Below are 14,534 nucleotides of genomic sequence, written 5' to 3'. Positions count from 1 at the left end.
GGCCCGGGCCTGCATCTCGGTGATCTCCGGATAGGTATTGCCCAGACGGCAGCCGCGGTGGCCCAGCATGGGGTTGAACTCGGCCAGCGACTCGACCTTCTCGACGATTTTCTTCAGGGGCACGTTCATCTCCTCGGCCATCTCCTTCTGACCCTTCTCATCGTGGGGCACGAACTCGTGCAGAGGGGGATCGAGCAGACGCACCGTCACGGGATATCCGTTCATGGCCTTGAACAGACCCTCGAAGTCACCGCGCTGCATGGGCAGCAGCTTGGCCAGCGCCACGCGGCGTCCGGCCTCGTCGTCGGCGAGGATCATCTCGCGGATGGCCTTGATGCGGTCGCCCTCGAAGAACATGTGCTCCGTGCGGCAGAGGCCGATACCCTCGGCGCCGAATGCGAAGGCCTGTGCGGCATCCTTCGGCGTGTCGGCGTTGGCGCGAACCTTCAGCACGGCATACTTGCCGGCCAGCTCCATGAGCTTGCCGAAGTCGCCGCTCAGGTCGGCAGCCTGCGTAGCCACCTGGCCGAGGTATACCTCGCCCGTCGAGCCGTTGAGCGAAATCCAGTCGCCCTCCTTCACGGTGAAGCCGTTGACCTGGATCGTGCGGGCCTTGTAGTCCACCTGCAGCTCACCGGCGCCCGATACACAGCACTTGCCCATACCGCGGGCCACGACGGCTGCGTGCGAGGTCATGCCGCCGCGTGCGGTGAGGATACCTGCGGCGTCGAGCATGCCCTTGAGGTCCTCGGGCGAGGTCTCGATACGCACGAGGATGGCTTTCTGGCCCGTCTGGGCGAGCACCTTCTCGGCATCGTCGGCGAAGAAGACAACGGGACCCGTGGCGGCACCCGGCGAAGCGGGCAGACCCTTCGTGATGACCTGGGCCGTAGCGATGGCCTTCTTGTCGAAGACGGGGTGCAGCAGCTCGTCGAGCTTCGCGGGCTCGCAGCGCAGCACGGCGGTCTTCTCGTCGATCAGGCCCTCACGCAGCATGTCCATGGCGATCTTGACCATGGCGGCACCCGTGCGCTTGCCGTTGCGGCACTGGAGCATCCACAGCTTGCCGTCCTGGATCGTGAACTCGATGTCCTGCATGTCGGTGAAGTACTGCTCCAGGTGGTGCTGAATCTCGTTAAGCTCCTTGTAGACGTCGGGCATCACCTCCTCGAGCGAGGGGTACTTCGCCTTGCGCACCTCCTCGGAGATGTTCTGGGCCTTGGCCCAGCGCTTCGAACCCTCGATGGTGATCTGCTGCGGCGTGCGGATGCCGGCCACGACATCCTCGCCCTGGGCGTTGATCAGGTACTCGCCGTTGAAGATGTTTTCACCCGTTGCGGCGTCGCGCGAGAAGGCCACGCCCGTTGCGGAGTTGTTGCCCATGTTGCCGAAGACCATGGCCTGCACCGATACGGCCGTACCCCACTCCTCGGGGATGTTGTTGAGCTTGCGGTAGAGCTTGGCGCGCTCGTTCATCCACGAGCCGAACACGGCGCAGATGGCGCCCCAGAGCTGATCCCACGGGTTGGTCGGGAAGTCCTCGCCGGTCTGCTTCTTCACGGCGGCCTTGAACTCCTTGACGAGGACCTTCAGGTCGTCGGTCGTCAGCTCGGTGTCGTTCTTCACGCCGCGCTTCTCCTTCTGGTGCTCGATGATGACCTCGAAGGGGTCGTGATCCTCCTTCGATACGGGCTTCATGCCGAGCACGACGTCGCCGTACATCTGTACGAAGCGGCGGTACGAGTCCCATGCGAACCGGGGGTTGCCCGTGCGCTTGGCCACGGCCTCGACGGCCTGGTCGTTCATGCCGAGGTTGAGGATCGTGTCCATCATGCCGGGCATCGAGGCGCGGGCGCCCGAGCGCACCGACACGAGCAGCGGCATCTCCTTGTCGCCGAACTTCATGCCCGTGAGGCGCTCGATGTTGTGCATGGCCTTCTCGACCTCGGGACGGAGCATCTCGATGATGTCCTCCTTGCCGTGCTTGTAGTATTCGGCGCAAACTTCCGTGGTGATGGTGAAGCCCGGGGGTACGGGGATGCCGATGAGGTTCATCTCCGCAAGGTTGGCACCCTTGCCGCCGAGCAGTTCGCGCATTTTGCCGTTGCCTTCGGCCTCCTTGTTGCCGAAAGTGTAGACTCGTTTAACGTCTGCCATAGTGTTTTTTTGTTTAAGTGGTATGTAAATATAAAATTTTTCTCGTTACGACGGATGCCCGCAGGCAAAAAAATGCGGTGACCGGGTCGTTACCGCTTCGCAATACAGACATTTTTGTCATTGGGAGTGCGAATATATGAAAACTTTTCCGAAATACCAAGAATTTCTACTCGAAGTACGCATACACGGGCAGCGAATAGCCATAGCCGCCGCGATAGACGCCCCGGGAGATGGTTGTAAGGGGGTTACCGCTCTTTTGGTCAACCAGATAGCGGCGCACGTAGACGTCGCCCGCAAGCACGCGGAAGGCCGTGTCGACGAGTATCCGGTCGCGCATCGACCAGCGTCCGCGGCTGCGGATTGTGCCCCGTCCGGCGCGGGCCGCGCGGGCCTGTGCGTCGCGCAGGCCCCATGCCGCGGGATCGAGCGTCGCGGAGCGCCCCAGCACCACGAGCCGCACCTGCGGACGCTCCCTGCGCAGGTCGCGGACGACCCAGCGGGCCATGCGTTCCTCGGCGCAGAGCACCAGCCCCACGGTGTCGCGTCCCAGGAGCCCCTCGACATAGAGGTAGCGGCGCCCCTCCTCGACCCGCTCGGGATAGAACCGGTCGCCGTAGTAGAGCAGGGCGAAGTCCATGCCGTCGAGCGAGTTGAGCGTGCGGTGCAGGTAGGAGTAGTCGCCGCGGCAGGCGGCGGCGAGGTCGCGGACCACGGCTTCGTTCTCCACGCCCCACAGCGCGACGATCGGCAGCGCCATCGAGTCGATGACGGCGGCAGTATGGTGGATTTTGCGTCGGTAGCGCTCCGTGTTCCAGCCATAGCGGCCGTCGGGGGTGTAGTCGTCATCGTGGTAGAAGAGCGACGGCAGGGTATCGTAGAGGCGGTCGATGTCGTAGAAGGCGATGCCCACGGGGCGGCGTGCGGCGGCGAGGCCGCAGGCGAGGGCCGCCGCGGCGGTCAGCAACGTGCGGAGTATCGGCAGCGCGCGCACGTTCAGAGCGGTTTTTCGGGGAGGAAATCGCGGGGCGAACAGCCCAGGTAGCGGGCGATTTCATTGATATGGTTGAGGTTGTATTTTATGTCGTATTTTGAACTTTCAGCCATGCCAATGAAACTTCTGGAAACGCCGATACCGTATGCCAACATGGCCTGTGACACTTTCTGCGCCATCCGTTCCTTGCGGATGGCTTCGATCACGTAAGTATCTATCGGCGTTTTCAATGTTTTGTATTTTATTCCAACACAAAACTAAAAAACATGCCATTTGTGATGCTCTTGTATACATGAGTATGCTCATCTATGATTGAGCGATTTTCATTTCGCATCCCGGGTTGTCAGGTTTGAGATCGTAATTGTCCGGGGGTGATTCCCGGTTTGATTCCGATGATGGAAAAGCGCCGGGTGGCTTTTGCTGCTTTTCGCCACCGAAAAGCAGGGAATAAAGAAAAAGTTTTCTCATGTACTTTTGGGGCCAAAAGTACCAAAAGCCTCCGCACGTCGTTTCCCGCGGGAGGGTGCGATCCGCGGCGCTGCACGGGGCGCGCAAGATCAAGCCTATGCGCCACCCCGTAACGGACGCGCCGCAGCCCGCACCCTCTTTTTCCGCGTCAAACGAGAGTGCGGATTGATTGTGCCACCAGCGGCGGCATTGATTATTTATATATGGCAATGCGCTCCGGCATTCTTTTTACCCGCAAGGCGATTCCCGACTTGGTTCCGATGGCGGGAAAGCGGACGGAAGGCTGAAAGCGAGAGCGGCGGGGACGGTTTGCTTGCAAACCCGCGAATAGTCGCCCGACGCCGCTTTCAGACGACCGGCCACCGCCATCGGAACCGGTCGGGTGGCTTTTGCTGCTTTTCGCCACCGAAAAGCAGTTAAAAGGAAAAGTTTTTCCGGCGTTTTTCCGAAAAGCACAAAAGAGTTTCGAAAGGGTGAGATTCTTACAACCTCTTTTTTCTTGTACTTTTGGGGCCAAAAGTACCAATCCCCCACCCTCTATTTGAGCAACCCCTCGCGCAGAAAAGAGAAGTCGCCCTCGCGGGCCACAATGAGATGATCGAGCAGCCGGATGTCGAACAAAGCCGCGGCACGGGCGATACGCTCCGTCAGCGCCTTGTCCTGCGGACTGGCCTCGGCGGCACCCGACGGATGATTGTGTACGAGAATCAACTGCGTAGCCAGCAGTTCGAGCGCCCGCTTGATGATCAGCCGATGATCCACTACGGTTCCCTGCACCCCGCCCTGGCTCACCCGCTGCCGCTCGATGATGCGGTTCGAGGAGGTAAGGTAAACCACCCAGCACTCCTCGTGGTCGAGCCGCTCCAGCTGCGGACGGAACAGCCGTACCACGTCGTCGCTCGTCTCGATGACCGTAGCGGCACCGGCCCGTGCCTCGGTGATGCGTCTTCCGAGCTCGGCGGCAGCCAGCAGACGGCAGGCGCGGCGCAGTCCCAATCCCCCGACCATGCGCAGGCGCGACTGCTCTGTATCGGCCAGCCGGGCAAGCGATCCCCCGCAGAAGTCCAGAAGCCCGCCGGCCAGCTGTTCGTCCTCGAGCAGCAGCGTCAGCAGTTCACGGTCGTCGAGCGCCCCGACGCCCCGGACCGCCATCTTATCGGTAATTTGTTTCATGGACGCAACAAAAAAACGCGGAACACCTGCGTTCCGCGGAGATTTTATCGGGTAAGTTTGTCGACACGGTCCAACAGCGTCGCACACTGCTCGTCGCTCATGTACTGCGCCACGGAGAAGGCGGCCTGCTGTTCGGCCTCCTTTTTGGAATCGCCCGCCCCGTGCCCGACCTCGATGTCGTCGACCAGCACCGTCGAATAGAAAACCGGATGGCTGGCCGAATAGCCCTTGTCGTGGCCCGTGCGGAAGAGAATCCGGTGATGGTTCTTCTGGCACCACTCGATCAGACGGCTCTTGAAGTCGGTCTCCGATTCGGTCAGCTCGTCGAGGTTCAGATAACGGTAATAGATGCGGTTGATGAGCAGCCGGTTGACGAAATCATACCCCTGATCGAGATAAATCGCCCCCATCATCGCCTCGAAGGCGTCGCCGTAGATATGTTTCTGCGCGGCACCGGTCGCATTGTTGGAAATCACCTGCCGGTCGAGCCCGATATGCACGGCCAGCGCATTGAGCGACTGCCGCGAGACGATCCGCGACCGCAGCTGGGTCATGAAACCCTCGTCGCGGTCGGGAAACTCGATGAAGAGGTAATCCGACGTGACGGCCTCGATCACGGCATCGCCCAGATACTCGAGGCGCTCGTTGTTGATCGCCCGGCCGTCCTCCAAAATCAAAGAAGCTGACTTGTGAATCAAAGCCAGCTTGTAGAGTTCGATGTTATGCGGGATGAACCCGAACATATCATCGACGATTCTGTAATAGTGTCTGTCTTCCCCGAAATTCCGTCGGAACGGACGTAACAGAAAGTCGATCACGGCGTCGGAGAGGTCAGAAACTACAGTTTGCGGAAGATGACCGTCGAGTTGTGACCGCCGAATCCGAACGTGTTGCTCAACGCGCACTTCACGTCACGCTTCTGTGCCGTATCGAGCGTCAGGTTCAGGTTGGGATCGATCTCGGGATCGAGGTTCTCGCAGTTGATGGTCGGGGGCACGACGCCGTGCGTGATGGCGAAGATGCAGGCCAGGGCCTCGACGGCACCGGCGGCACCCAGCAGGTGGCCCGTCATGGACTTGGTGGACGAGATGTTCACCTTGTAGACATGGTCGCCCAGCACGGTGGCCACGGCCTTCAACTCGGGGCAGTCGCCCGCGGGGGTCGAGGTTCCGTGCACATTCACGTAGTCGATGTCCTCGGGACGGATGCCGGCGTCCTTGATGGCGTCGCGCATCGCCTTGATGGCACCCTTGCCTTCGGGATGGGGCGCCGTGAAGTGGTAGGCATCGGCCGAAGCGCCTCCGCCGATGATCTCGCAGTAGATCTTGGCACCGCGGGCCTTGGCATGCTCGTACTCCTCCAGAATCAGGGCACCGGCGCCCTCACCGATGACGAAGCCGTCGCGGTCCTTGTCGAAGGGGCGCGAAGCGTGCTGCGGATCGGAGTTGCGCGTCGAAAGCGCCTGCATGGAGTTGAAACCGCCCACCGAAGGTTCGTTGACGGCGGCTTCCGAACCGCCGGTCACCATCACGTCGGCCTTGCCGTAGCGGATGGCGTCCATGGCGGCGATCATGCCGTGGTTGGACGATGCGCAGGCCGACACGGTGCAGTAGTTCGGGCCCATGAAGCCGTACTTCATGGAGATGAACCCGGCAGCGATGTCGGCGATCATGCGGGGAATAAAGAACGGGCTAAACCGCGGGGTTCCGTCCCCTGCGGCATAGCCCAGACACTCATCGAAGAATGACTTGAGTCCTCCGATGCCCGAGCTCCAGATAACGCCCACCTGCTCCTTGTCGATGGTTTCGAGGTCGAGACCCGAATCCTCCACGGCCTGCGTGGCGGCAATGAGGGCATACTGCGTGAAGAGGTCGTACTTGCGGACCTCCTTGCGGTCGAAATGCTGGCTCGGATCGTAATTCTTTACTTCACAAGCGAACTGTGTCTTAAATTTCCCGGCATCGAAATGAGTAATGGGTGCGGCACCGCTGACTCCCTTCTCAAGATTTGCAAAATATTCTTCGATATTGTTACCAAGCGGGTTGATCGTACCGATGCCCGTGACTACTACTCTTCTTCCTGTCATAAAATCCAAGGCAAAATTAGCTGTGAAAACTTTTTCTGAAAAAAATTATTTCTTGTGCTCCTCGATGTAGGAGATGGCGTCGCCTACGGTAGCGATCTTCTCAGCGTCCTCGTCCGGAATCTGGATATCGAAAGCCTTCTCGAACTCCATGATGAGCTCTACGGTGTCGAGCGAGTCTGCACCCAGGTGGTTCGTAAAGCTTGCTTCGGGCACTACCTCCGACTCCTTTACACCCAGCTTGTCGACGATGATCTCGACAACTTTCTTTTGAACATCTGACATAATCTTAAATTTTTAGTTAAACAATTATTTGGAAATAGTTCAAATGATATTTCCGCGGTAATTTTGCGCAAAAGTAACACTTTTTTTATTACTTTTGACAAAACGAGGCTATTTTTTATTGACAACCTTTTCGACGTTTAGCACATTTTTACAAACAACAATCTAAAAATCACCCTATTATGAAATTGCTTCTGATCTCCAATTCGACCAACGCCGGAGAGGAGTACCTGCGCTACCCGATGCCCGAAATCGAGCGTTTCCTCGCGGGCACGCGCGAAATAGTATTCGTACCCTACGCTGCCGTGACCTTCTCCTACGCCGAATACGAGAAGAAGGTGCAGGCACGCTTCGCCGAGCTCGGCATCCGTGTCCGTTCGGTACACCGGGCCGCGGACCCCGCGCGCATGATCCGCGAGGCGGAGGCCATCTGCGTGGGCGGCGGCAACACCTTTGCCCTGGCGAAGAAGATGCAGGAGCAGGGGCTCATGGCGGCCATCCTGCGCAAGATCAAGGCCGGAACGCCCTATGTGGGGTGGTCCGCCGGCAGCAACGTCGCCTGCCCGACAATCTCGACCACAAACGACATGCCCATCGTGCAGCCCGAATCGTTCCGGGCCATCGGCGCCGTGAAGTTCCAGATCAACCCCCACTACCTCGACGCCAATCCCGAGGGCCACGCGGGCGAGACGCGCGAGCAGCGCCTGCTCGAATACATCGAGGCCAACCCGCGCCGCTGGGTCGTCGGGCTGCGTGAAGGGTGCATGCTCCGTTACGAAGCGGGGCGGCTGGAGCTCGTCGGCCAGCGTCCGATGCGCATCTTCAAAAAGGGTATCGCCCCCTACGAGGTACAGCCGTGCGACGACCTCTCGTTCCTGTTGTAACGCGGCCATGAAAGTCACGATCGCGGGCATGGGCCTTATCGGAGGCTCGTTTGCCCTGGCCCTGCGCGAGCGGGGCCTCGCCGATGAGATTCTCGGTGTCGAGTGTTCCGAGGAGCATGCCGCCGAGGCGCTGCGTCTCGGACTGGCCGACCGCATGGTGCCGTTCGAGGAGGGGGTTGCGGAGGCCGACCTCACGGTGCTGACCACCCCGGTGGATGCCATCCCGCTGCTGGCCGTCAAGGCCCTGAACCGCGTCGGCGACCGGCAGGTGGTCATCGACATGGGGTCGATCAAGGCCGAGTTGTGCGAGGTGATCGCCATGCACGCGCACCGCGGACGCTTCGTCGCCGTGCATCCGATGTGGGGCACGGAGTACAGCGGTCCGCAGGCGGCCCAGCGCGGGGCCTTCACGGGGCGCAGCGTCGTGCTGTGCGAAACGGAGCGCAGCGATGCCGACGCCGTGGCGCTCGTCGAACGCATCTTCCGCACGCTGGAGTGCCCGGCGGTCTACATGGAGCCCGAGGAGCACGACCTGCACGCCGCCTACGTCTCGCACATCTCGCACGTCACCTCCTTCGCACTGGCCAACACGGTGCTCGAAAAGGAGCGCGAGGAGCGGCACATCTTCGATCTGGCGGGCGGCGGTTTCGAAAGCACCGTGCGGCTGGCCAAGAGTGCGGCCGGAACGTGGGTCCCGATCCTGCTGCGCAACAAGTACAACGTACTGGACGTCCTGCGCGAGCACATCCACCAGCTGCAGCTCATGCGGCGGATGATCGAGCGCGACGACGCCGAAGGGCTGGCCGCCGCGATCCGGCGTGCGAACTCCATCCGCAAAATCCTGCACTGACATGCCGGCCGGCGAAACGGGAAATCTGGGCGAGCGCGCCGCAGCCTCCTGGCTGCGCGGGCGGGGCTTCGAACTGTGCGCCCTCAACTGGCGCCAGGGCCGCTACGAACTCGACATCGTGGCGCGCCGCGGGGAGGTCCTGCACATCGTGGAGGTCAAGACCCGGCGCTCCGACAGCCTCACGCCGCCCGAGGCGGCCGCCACGCGCGGAAAGTTCCGGGCGCTGCGCCGTGCCGCCGCCGTCTACCTCGCCGCCACGGGATGGCAGGGCGAGGTGCAGTTCGACCTGGCGGCCGTCACCGTGACACCGGACGGAAGGGCCGAAATCCGCCTGATCGAAAATGCCATGGAGTGCCACTGGTAATTTCGCATTTCCTTTGTATTTCCGACAAATTATGTTATCTTTGTCCGACTGAAAATGAAATCCTTGCCGCTGCGCGCCCCGCGGCACGCACACAGGGAGTCGAGATCGTGAAAATTCAAGACAGCAAACCGTAAACCGATGTGGCTATATAATTTCGGTCTGACGCTTTACGTATGGATTATCCGGCTCATCGCGCCGAGACATCCGAAGGCCCGGCTGTGGATCGAAGGGCGCAGGGACCTTTTCCGCCGCATGACGGAGGCCATCGACCCCGCGGCCCGCATCCTCTGGGTGCACGTGGCCTCGCTCGGCGAATTCGAGCAGGGGCGTCCCATCATCGAACAGATCCGCAAGACACACCCCGAATACAAGGTTCTGCTGACGTTCTTCTCGCCCTCGGGCTACGAGATCCGCAAGAACTACAAGGGGGTCGACTACATCTTCTACCTGCCGATCGACACCCCGCGCAACGCCCGCCGGTTCCTCGACGCGGCGCACCCCGAGATCGCCATCTTCGTGAAGTACGAATTCTGGCTCAACCTGCTCGCCGAGCTGCGCCGCCGCAAGGTGCGCACCTACATCGTCTCGGCTATCTTCCGCCGCGACTCGATCTTCTTCCGCCCCTACGGCGGGATGTGGCGCCAGGCGCTCGAATCCTTCGACGTGATGTTCGTGCAGAACGAGGAGTCGAAGAAACTGCTCGCCGGGCTGGGCTTCGACAACGTGCTCGTGGCCGGAGACACGCGCTTCGACCGCGTGGCGGAGATCGCCCGGGCCGCCAAGCAGGTCGACATCATCGAGCGGTTCAAGGGCGACAACCGTCTCTTCGTCGCCGGATCGACCTGGGGGCCCGACGAGGAGCTGCTCATCCGCCTGATGAACGACAACCCCGACGTGAAGTTCGTCGTGGCGCCCCATGAGATGGACGAGGGACGCATCGCGCACCTCATCGCCGAGACCCGCGGCGGCGCCCTGCGCTACACGCAGTGCACCTCGCGCACGGGCTACGGCTCGCGCCAGCTGCTGATTCTCGACACGGTGGGGCTCCTGGCCTCGGTCTACGGATACGCCACGTGGAGCTACATCGGCGGCGGCTTCGGCGTCGGCATCCACAACACGCTCGAGGCGGCGACCTTCGGACTGCCCGTGGCCTTCGGTCCCAACTACCACAAGTTCAAGGAGGCGCGCGACCTGGTGACGCTCGGCGCCGCCCGTTCGGTCAACACCTACGAGGAGCTGCGCGCATGGTTCATCCCGCTGCGCGACAACGAGGAGTTCCTGCAGAAGACCAGCCGCATCGCCAAGGATTACACGACACGCCATCAGGGTGCCACGAACATTATCGTCAAGACGATCTTCCACTGACCGGCCATCCGTCCGGGGGGGGGAGCAAAGGGAGAGAGAGAAGAGAAAGGAGAAGGAAAAGGAGAAGAGGAAAAAAAAGGAAAGACGAAAATAAAAGAGAACTAAAGGGAAGGAAATACGAAACGTACCGCAACGGAAAAGGCCGCACATCCGAGGATGTGCGGCCTTTTCGTTCCGTCGTATCGACCGGCCCGCCGCCAACATGGAAAATCGCGGCTTCGGCCCGCCGCCGGCACGGAGAAGAATAGTGACCGCCCCGCATGATTCCGATCCTCATCCGGTACGGAGGGAACCGGAGCGCATCCCCGTTCGGACAAAGCCACTCCACTCGCCCGCCGCGGAACACTTTTGCGGAAAGGGTGGCACCGTCAGCGGCAGAGCGCCTCGCAATAATCCTTGAACTCCTCCCAGTCGTAATAGGGTCCCCCGGCAAGGGGCAGCCGGGCGTCGTGCTCGTTGTGCAGCACGCGCACCTTCACATCGCCGTCGCCGTTGCGGAAGAAGATGAACTGGATGTTCGCCGCCATGGGTGACACCTTCTCGACGCTCCACACGCGGGCCACCTCGCCCGGGTCAGCAACCCGCGTCGAGGCGCCTTCAACCCGCAGCAGGGAGAGCAGCGGCATGAGGAAGGCATCGTGTCCGAAACGGAGCGAAACGGCCACCGGCTCCCGGCCGTCCATCACGCGCTGCGCCGTTTCGACAATGTTGCCAAGCAGCGGCCGCGCACTGGCGGCTATCGCGTCACCGTAGGCCGCCGAAGGGCCCATCTGCAGGTAGCGCAGCGCATTTTCACTCTCCCACAGGGCATAGAGTTCGTCAACGGTGAAGAGATCGTAGCACGAAAGGCCGAGATGCGCGGCATCCTGCGCCATGCCCGCCACGACATAGAGCTGCTGCATGAAGTCCAGCGGGTCGTCGACAAATGCGGGATCGGAGAGCACCGCACCGACGAAACGTGCGGGGTCGAGGCGCACGCGCAGCAGGCTGTCGGCCGCACGCTGCGCCTCGGCGTCATGCGCCGCATATCCGCTTGCGAGATATGGCAGGTAGCGCTCGCTCGCCTCGCGCGACATCGTCAGCGCGGGGTTGAGCTCCTTGAGCCGCTCGTTGAAGGCCGCCATGCTCAAGATACAGCGCGGCACGAGCGTCGCACGGCTCTCGATACAGACCGTGCGTCCGTCCTCCGTCGAGAAGAGTGCGGGCCAGGCGCGGAACATCCGCTCGGCAATGCCGCGGTGTTCGGCCGCGCCGCGGGGCGTCAGATCGCCGTACCGCGAGCGGGCATCGTCGGCCAGACACTCGACCTTGCGCAGCATCTCCCGCCCCGCAGGGGTCAGCACACCGGCCGCCGCAGCCTGCCGCAACGCCGCAAGCGGCGCCTCGTAGGCTTCAGGCGAGGCATGGTAGCGGCTTCCGTGCCGTCCGTAATGGCTGATGTAGAAGACTTCGTACCCCTCGGGCACCGGCACGTCGGACGAAGTCCCGGGTTCGTAGGAGTGGTAGATACCGGCCGCACGGTCACGGCAGGCCGCAATCTCCGCCGGGGAGGTCTGCGCCGCGGCGGCTCCCGCCGCCAACAGCGGCACAAGGAGGAAAAGATACCGGAAGAGCCTCATCCGAAGGGTCAGCATTTGTGGGTCATGATGCCGAGCACGAGGCGGTCGGTCTCGTTCATGCCGTCGCGGCCGATGGCCGTCAGGTTGTGGATGCACTTGTCGACATCCTCCTCGATGATGCCCTCGACCGGCGTCACGCAATGGCCGTCCATGGCCATCATCGCCGACAGCACGGCCGTCGAGACGCCGCTCGTGAGTTTCATCGCACAGCTCGGCTTCGCGCCGTCACAAATCATGCCCGTCAGGTTGGCAATCATGTTCTTCACGGCCGCCACCATCTGGTCGTAGCCGCCGCCCATGAGGTAGGTGATGCCGCAGCTCGAACCCGTCGCAGCCACCACGCAGCCGCACAGCGCCGAGAGCCGGCCGAGGCTCTGCTTGATGTAGACGACGGTCAGGTGGCTCAACATCAGGGCGCGGATCATCTGCTCCTCCGTGGCACCGGTCTCCTCGGCGTAGACCACGACGGGCAGCGTCGCGGCGATGCCCTGATTGCCGCTTCCGGAGTTGCTCATCACGGGAATCATCGCCCCGGCCATGCGGGCGTCGCACGCCGCCGAGGTGTAGGAGAGGATGTGCGTGAAGATGCTGTCGCCCATCACCCGCCGCTCGCGGTCGCAGCGCAGCGTGCGGCCCACGCAGTGGCCGTACTCGCCCGCGAAGGAGGTTTCGGCCGCGGCCTTGTTCAGGCGGCGCGTCTCGAGGATGAAGCGGATCTCGTCCAGGGGCGTCGTCATGGCGAACTCCCACACGCGGTGCAGCGTCAGGGGCACATCGCCCTCCTCGGTTTCGGACGAGGCGTTTTGGCGCTTGTCGAGCAGGACCTCGCCGTCGCGCTCGACGTAGACGAACGACGTGTGGCCCCCGGCGATGATCGCCACGGCCCGGTGTCCGTCCGCACGGACCTCGACCTCGATGTAGAGTTTCTCCTCGATGCCCTCCTTCAGGGAGATGGCGATGCGCTTTTCGTCGATCATGCGGCGTCCGCCCTCTACGGCCTCGGGCGTCACGTCGCGCAGCACTTCCAACTGGTATTCCGAGCGGCCGATCGTCGCACCGAGCGCCACGGCTATCGGCAGGCCGATCATCCCCGTACCGGGAATGCCCACGCCCATGGCGTTCTTCAGGATGTTGGCGCTCAACCGCACGTCGATCCGCTCGGGCCGGCAGCCCAGCGTCTCGGCGGCGCGCGCCGTACACAGTGCCACGGCGATCGGCTCCGTACAGCCGATGGCCGGAATGACCTCGCGCTGCACGAGGCCGATGATCTGTTTGCGTTCGGATTCGGGTAACATATCCATATCGTTTTGTATCGTTTCGCATTCGTGCGCCGCCCGCCGCGGCCGGGGCTGCCCCGCCCTCTCCACAGGCCTTGACACCGGCAGCGGACAAAAATCCGCCCGCACATCGGCCCGGAAGCGTCGCATCATACAAAGATACACTTTTTTTGTTATTTTTGTCACACACGAAAGCACAACGATGGAAAAACCCGAAAATCGACCCTGGGAGGTCCTCTCCAGCGAATACCTCGCCCGCGAACCGTGGTTCACGGTGCGCCACGAACGGCTGCGCCTGCCCGACGGGCGCATCATCCCGGACTACTACGTCCTCGAATACCCCGAGTGGGTGAACGTCATCGCCGTCACGCGCGAGGGGCGGTTCGTGATGATCGACCAGTACCGCCACGGACTGGGCGAAACCGACTACGAGATCACGGCCGGCGTCGTCGAACCGACCGATGCGTCGCTGCTGGCGGCGGCGCAGCGCGAGCTGATGGAGGAGACGGGATACGGCGGCGGAGAGTGGCGCGAGCTGATGTCGCTCTCGGCCAACCCCGCGACACAGAACAACCTGGCGCACACCTTTCTGGCCACAGGCGTCGAACGGCTGGGCGACCAGCACCTCGACCCGACCGAGGACCTGCGCGTGCACCTCTTCACCGAAGAGCAGGTGCTCGAACTGCTCCGCACGGGAGCCATCCGCCAGGCGCTGATGGCGGCACCGCTGTGGCGTTATTTCGCAGAAACGCCCGAGGCCGGCGAACCGGCCCCGGGACCTAAGGAAAAGATGATTCGATAAGATTCCCGCCGTAACGACAGACGGATCTCCGCATTGAACAGAGCCGAACAAGGAAAGATGCCGGGACCTCCGGGTATTTTGCTTCCGGTCAGAACTTGTGAACGGCACGAACGCTCCACTCCGAAGCCTTGCCTCCTCCTTCGTCCAGAATCTCTCCGTACGGCTTTCGATAGGCGCGCCAGACAATATCCGGAGAGCAACCCACATCACATCCATAGG

The 14,534-nt window shown here is 62.1% G+C and carries 14 protein-coding genes; 5 read left to right on the top strand and 9 right to left on the bottom strand.

All coding sequences use genetic code 11. From position 1 onward, the window contains the following. The 7 genes from ppdK to Q1Y33_RS01450 all read right to left on the bottom strand — a co-directional run. Positions 1-2,157 (bottom strand): pyruvate, phosphate dikinase (ppdK, locus tag Q1Y33_RS01480; protein ID WP_300797550.1); only part of this gene is annotated, 2,157 nt, incomplete at its 3' end. A gap of 166 nt (positions 2,158-2,323) precedes the next feature. After that, positions 2,324-3,148 (bottom strand): hypothetical protein, encoded by an 825-nt coding sequence (locus tag Q1Y33_RS01475; protein ID WP_300797548.1) that lies wholly within the window; start codon positions 3,146-3,148, stop codon positions 2,324-2,326. Between the two features lie 2 nt (positions 3,149-3,150). After that, positions 3,151-3,378 (bottom strand): helix-turn-helix transcriptional regulator, encoded by a 228-nt coding sequence (locus tag Q1Y33_RS01470; protein ID WP_295906866.1) that lies wholly within the window; start codon positions 3,376-3,378, stop codon positions 3,151-3,153. Between the two features lie 775 nt (positions 3,379-4,153). Then, positions 4,154-4,789 (bottom strand): DNA repair protein RadC, encoded by a 636-nt coding sequence (gene radC / locus Q1Y33_RS01465; protein WP_300797545.1) that lies wholly within the window; start codon positions 4,787-4,789, stop codon positions 4,154-4,156. A gap of 44 nt (positions 4,790-4,833) precedes the next feature. Next, positions 4,834-5,532: a ribonuclease III gene (gene rnc / locus Q1Y33_RS01460; protein ID WP_300797543.1), complete on the bottom strand. Its 699-nt coding sequence runs from the start codon at positions 5,530-5,532 to the stop codon at positions 4,834-4,836. A 95-nt stretch (positions 5,533-5,627) separates the two neighbouring features. Continuing rightward, positions 5,628-6,875: a beta-ketoacyl-ACP synthase II gene (gene fabF, locus Q1Y33_RS01455; protein WP_300797541.1), complete on the bottom strand. Its 1,248-nt coding sequence runs from the start codon at positions 6,873-6,875 to the stop codon at positions 5,628-5,630. Positions 6,876-6,920: 45 nt separating this feature from the next. Further along, a complete protein-coding gene (locus tag Q1Y33_RS01450) occupies positions 6,921-7,157 on the bottom strand; it encodes an acyl carrier protein (RefSeq protein ID WP_300797539.1) in 237 nt (78 codons plus the stop codon). Between the two features lie 179 nt (positions 7,158-7,336). On the opposite strand from Q1Y33_RS01450, the gene pepE reads away from it, so the two are divergent. From pepE to Q1Y33_RS01430, 4 genes are all read left to right on the top strand, one after another. Then, entirely contained in the window at positions 7,337-8,038 is a 702-nt protein-coding gene (gene pepE / locus Q1Y33_RS01445; protein ID WP_300797537.1) for a dipeptidase PepE, read from the top strand. A gap of 7 nt (positions 8,039-8,045) precedes the next feature. Beyond that, the gene (locus tag Q1Y33_RS01440) at positions 8,046-8,888 is read left to right on the top strand and encodes a prephenate dehydrogenase (protein ID WP_300797536.1); all 843 of its coding nucleotides are present in this window, start codon (positions 8,046-8,048) and stop codon (positions 8,886-8,888) included. Position 8,889: 1 nt separating this feature from the next. Beyond that, complete coding sequence (locus Q1Y33_RS01435) at positions 8,890-9,252, top strand: YraN family protein (RefSeq protein ID WP_300797534.1); 363 nt, start codon at positions 8,890-8,892, stop codon at positions 9,250-9,252. Between the two features lie 138 nt (positions 9,253-9,390). Beyond that, positions 9,391-10,617, top strand: coding sequence for a glycosyltransferase N-terminal domain-containing protein (locus Q1Y33_RS01430; RefSeq protein ID WP_300797532.1), 1,227 nt, complete (start codon positions 9,391-9,393; stop codon positions 10,615-10,617). A 368-nt stretch (positions 10,618-10,985) separates the two neighbouring features. Here the strand turns inward: Q1Y33_RS01430 and Q1Y33_RS01425 are convergent, their stop codons facing one another. Together Q1Y33_RS01425 and Q1Y33_RS01420 are read right to left on the bottom strand one after the other, a co-directional pair. Beyond that, entirely contained in the window at positions 10,986-12,236 is a 1,251-nt protein-coding gene (locus Q1Y33_RS01425) for a histidine-type phosphatase (protein ID WP_300797530.1), read from the bottom strand. Between the two features lie 8 nt (positions 12,237-12,244). Next, complete coding sequence (locus tag Q1Y33_RS01420) at positions 12,245-13,531, bottom strand: L-serine ammonia-lyase, iron-sulfur-dependent, subunit alpha (protein ID WP_300797528.1); 1,287 nt, start codon at positions 13,529-13,531, stop codon at positions 12,245-12,247. A gap of 184 nt (positions 13,532-13,715) precedes the next feature. On the opposite strand from Q1Y33_RS01420, the gene Q1Y33_RS01415 reads away from it, so the two are divergent. Further along, positions 13,716-14,315 (top strand): NUDIX hydrolase, encoded by a 600-nt coding sequence (locus Q1Y33_RS01415; protein ID WP_300797527.1) that lies wholly within the window; start codon positions 13,716-13,718, stop codon positions 14,313-14,315. Positions 14,316-14,534: the final 219 nt, after the last annotated feature.

The organism is uncultured Alistipes sp. (genome assembly GCF_949296715.1).
Taxonomy (GTDB): Bacteria; Bacteroidota; Bacteroidia; order Bacteroidales; family Rikenellaceae; genus Alistipes.
This window is presented reverse-complemented; position numbering and strand designations above follow the sequence as displayed.